The 3,238-nt window shown below is 43.5% G+C and carries 2 protein-coding genes; both read left to right on the forward strand.

All coding sequences use genetic code 11. The features are described 5' to 3' along the window. Window positions 1-638: 638 nt before the first annotated feature. Window positions 639-2,564, forward strand: a complete 1,926-nt coding sequence (thrS, locus tag QZY09_RS22040; protein WP_295676185.1) for a threonine--tRNA ligase — start codon at window positions 639-641, stop codon at window positions 2,562-2,564. 1 nt (window position 2,565) lies between these two features. After that, the gene (infC, locus tag QZY09_RS22045; protein WP_096352843.1) at window positions 2,566-3,132 is read left to right on the forward strand and encodes a translation initiation factor IF-3; all 567 of its coding nucleotides are present in this window, start codon (window positions 2,566-2,568) and stop codon (window positions 3,130-3,132) included. The last annotated feature ends 106 nt before the right edge of the window (window positions 3,133-3,238 follow it).

Consider the following 3,238-nt stretch of genomic DNA (forward strand, 5'->3'; position numbering starts at 1 on the left):
AGAACGCTCTGCGTTCCCCACATCCTAACACGACAAACAAGCAACAAATAGTCTTAACTTTATAAAAAAAAGTGACAACCTTTTCCAGTACGACTCAATGGAACACTATGAAACACACTTATTATCAATAGGTTATACTGTTCCGCTATTATTCTAATCGACGTAATTTACTGATAATCCAATATGTTTAAAAACAGAGTTTGCAAGGCAATTGCTGCAATTTCTTTCCGCCCTTGTTAGTGTTGTCTCCACCAAGTTCCAGCGTGTAAAGTCTTTACAAGGAACCCCTTGGATCAGAGACAGGTGGTCGTACATAGCGATTTGTTGGTGACAACACCAACAAAGGCGAAAATAAATCGTGTCTTTCTATTTTTCCCGCCTGTCCAAGTTTGCAACTTGGACACACACCAAGTTCCGGCGTGTCAAGTCTTTACAAGGAACCCCTTGGATCAAAGACAGGTGGTCGTACATAGCGATTTGTTGGTGACAACACCAACAAAGGCGACCACTCATCGGTGAAATCAAACATTAATCGGTGTAATCCCCATAAATTATCATAAATTTGCGACACAAACAATAAATCACTTTGTAGGTGATTGCCTGAAATTCATTTTATAAAAAATAAATCATAGTTGTAGATGATTAATATTACACTTCCTGATGGTTCCGTTCGTGAGTACGACAAGGGAATCAGTTCCATGCAGATCGCGCAGTCGATCTCCGAAGGTTTGGCACGAAACGTACTGGCTGCCGAAGTTGACGGCCAGGTATGGGATGCCAGCCGCCCGATTGAAAAAGATTCACACGTAAAATTATTAACCTGGAACGACCTGCAGGGTAAAGCCACTTTCTGGCATTCATCGGCCCACTTAATGGCCGAAGCTTTAGAAGCGCTGTACCCCGGCACCAAATTTGGTATCGGCCCGGCTATTGAAACCGGCTTTTATTATGATGTTGACTTTGGCGACCGCGAGTTCTCTTCGGATGAATTTAAAAAGATCGAAGATAAAATCATCGAGTTGGCTAAAACTAAGGAGGAATTTATCCGCAAACCGGTGAGCAAAGCCGATGCAATTGACTATTTTACCGAAAAAGGCGATGAGTACAAGCTGGACCTGATCAAGGACCTGCCTGATGGCTCGATTACTTTTTATACACAAGGAAATTTTACCGACCTGTGCCGCGGGCCGCACATCCCCAATACCGGGTTTATCAAATCCGTAAAGCTGATGAGCGTAGCCGGGGCCTACTGGCGCGGTGATGAAAGCAGGAAACAACTTACCCGGATTTACGGGGTAACTTATCCGAAACAAAGCGAACTGACCGAATACCTGCACATGCTGGAGGAAGCCAAAAAACGCGACCACCGCAAACTGGGCAAGGAAATGGAATTGTTTGCCTTCTCGGAAAAAGTGGGTATGGGTTTACCTTTATGGTTACCTAAAGGTGCCGCATTGCGCCAGCGTTTGGTAGACTTTATGACCAAAGCGCAGGTAAAAGCAGGGTATGAGCAGGTAGTTTCGCCCCATATCGGGCATAAAAGCTTGTATGTAACCTCGGGGCACTACGAAAAATATGGCGCCGATTCATTTCAACCTATAAAAACACCGCAGGAAGGCGAGGAGTTCTTTTTAAAACCAATGAACTGCCCGCACCATTGCGAAATGTATAAAACCAAGCCACGCAGCTATAAGGATCTCCCGGTGCGTTACGCGGAGTTTGGTACCGTTTACCGTTACGAGCAAAGCGGCGAGTTGCATGGTTTAACCCGTGTACGTGGCTTTACGCAGGATGATGCCCACTTATTTTGCCGCCCCGACCAGGTAAAGGATGAATTTAAAAAAGTAATTGACCTGGTATTATATGTATTTACCGCTTTAGGCTTCGATAATTATACCGCACAGGTATCTTTACGCGATCCGGAAAATAAGGCGAAATACATAGGCAGCGACGAAAACTGGGCATTGGCTGAAGCAGCGATCATTGAAGCGGCTGAAGAAAAAGGCTTAAAAACCGTAGTTGAATTGGGCGAAGCCGCGTTTTATGGCCCCAAGCTTGATTTTATGGTAAAGGATGCCCTGGGCCGTAAATGGCAGTTGGGTACCATCCAGGTAGATTATAACCTGCCCGAACGTTTTGAACTGGAGTACACCGGCAGCGACAACCAGAAACACCGCCCTGTAATGATCCACCGTGCGCCTTTTGGCTCATTGGAAAGGTTCATAGCGGTATTGATTGAGCATTGCGCAGGTAATTTCCCCTTATGGTTATCGCCCGAACAATTTATCATTTTGCCGATCTCGGAAAAATATGAAGATTATGCAAAAAAACTTTCAGAATCATTAAAAGATTCCGATATTTGCGGGCTTATTGATTTCAGGGATGAAAAAATAGGGCGTAAGATTCGTGACGCTGAAGTGAAAAAAATCCCTTATATGCTGATCGTCGGCGAAAAAGAAACAGCTGAAGGGTTGGTTTCAGTTCGGAAACATGGTCAGGGCGATTTGGGAAGCATGAGCATTGAAGATTTTAAACAACAGATAATTAAAGAAATAACAGTATAACTTGGCTTTAAATAAACCTTTCAACAGAGGACCCAGGCTACCATTTAAGAAAAAGGAAGCCGAACACAACATTAATCAATTTATAAGGGCCACCGAAGTCCGCCTTGTAGGCGACAACGTGGAGCAAGGCATTTTTTCATTAAGGGATGCGCTGGCCATTGCCGAAGAACAGGAATTGGATCTTGTTGAAATTTCGCCAAATGCGGTACCTCCGGTTTGTAAAGTAACGGACTATAACAAGTTCATTTACGAGCAGAAGAAAAAGCTGAAGGAAATAAAAAGCAACGCCAAGCAAACGGTTATTAAAGAAATACGCTTTGGACCGAACACTGACGACCACGACTTTGAATTTAAGCTGAAACATGCGATCAAATTTTTGGAAGCCGGCGAAAAGGTGAGGGCATACGTGCATTTTAAAGGCCGTGCCATCGTTTACAAGGAACAGGGTGAAATATTATTATTACGCTTCGCCCAGGCACTTGAAGAAGTAGGTAAGGTAGAGCAATTGCCAAAGCTGGAAGGAAAACGGATGTTTTTAACCGTCACACCTAAAGCAGCGAAGAAATAGAGATTGGAGAATAGTGATTAGAGATTAGGGGAAATATAACTTTCGCCTTTTACCTTTCAGCTTTCACCTCAAAAAAGAATAAATTTTAATAAATATATATCTGACA

The organism is uncultured Mucilaginibacter sp. (genome assembly GCF_903913935.1).
Lineage (GTDB): Bacteria > Bacteroidota > Bacteroidia > Sphingobacteriales > Sphingobacteriaceae > Mucilaginibacter.

Excerpts from the sequence above, each read along its gene's own strand:
- thrS (WP_295676185.1), top strand. The coding sequence starts at position 639 with ATGATTAATATTACACTTCCTGATGGTTCCGTTCGTGAGTACGACAAG.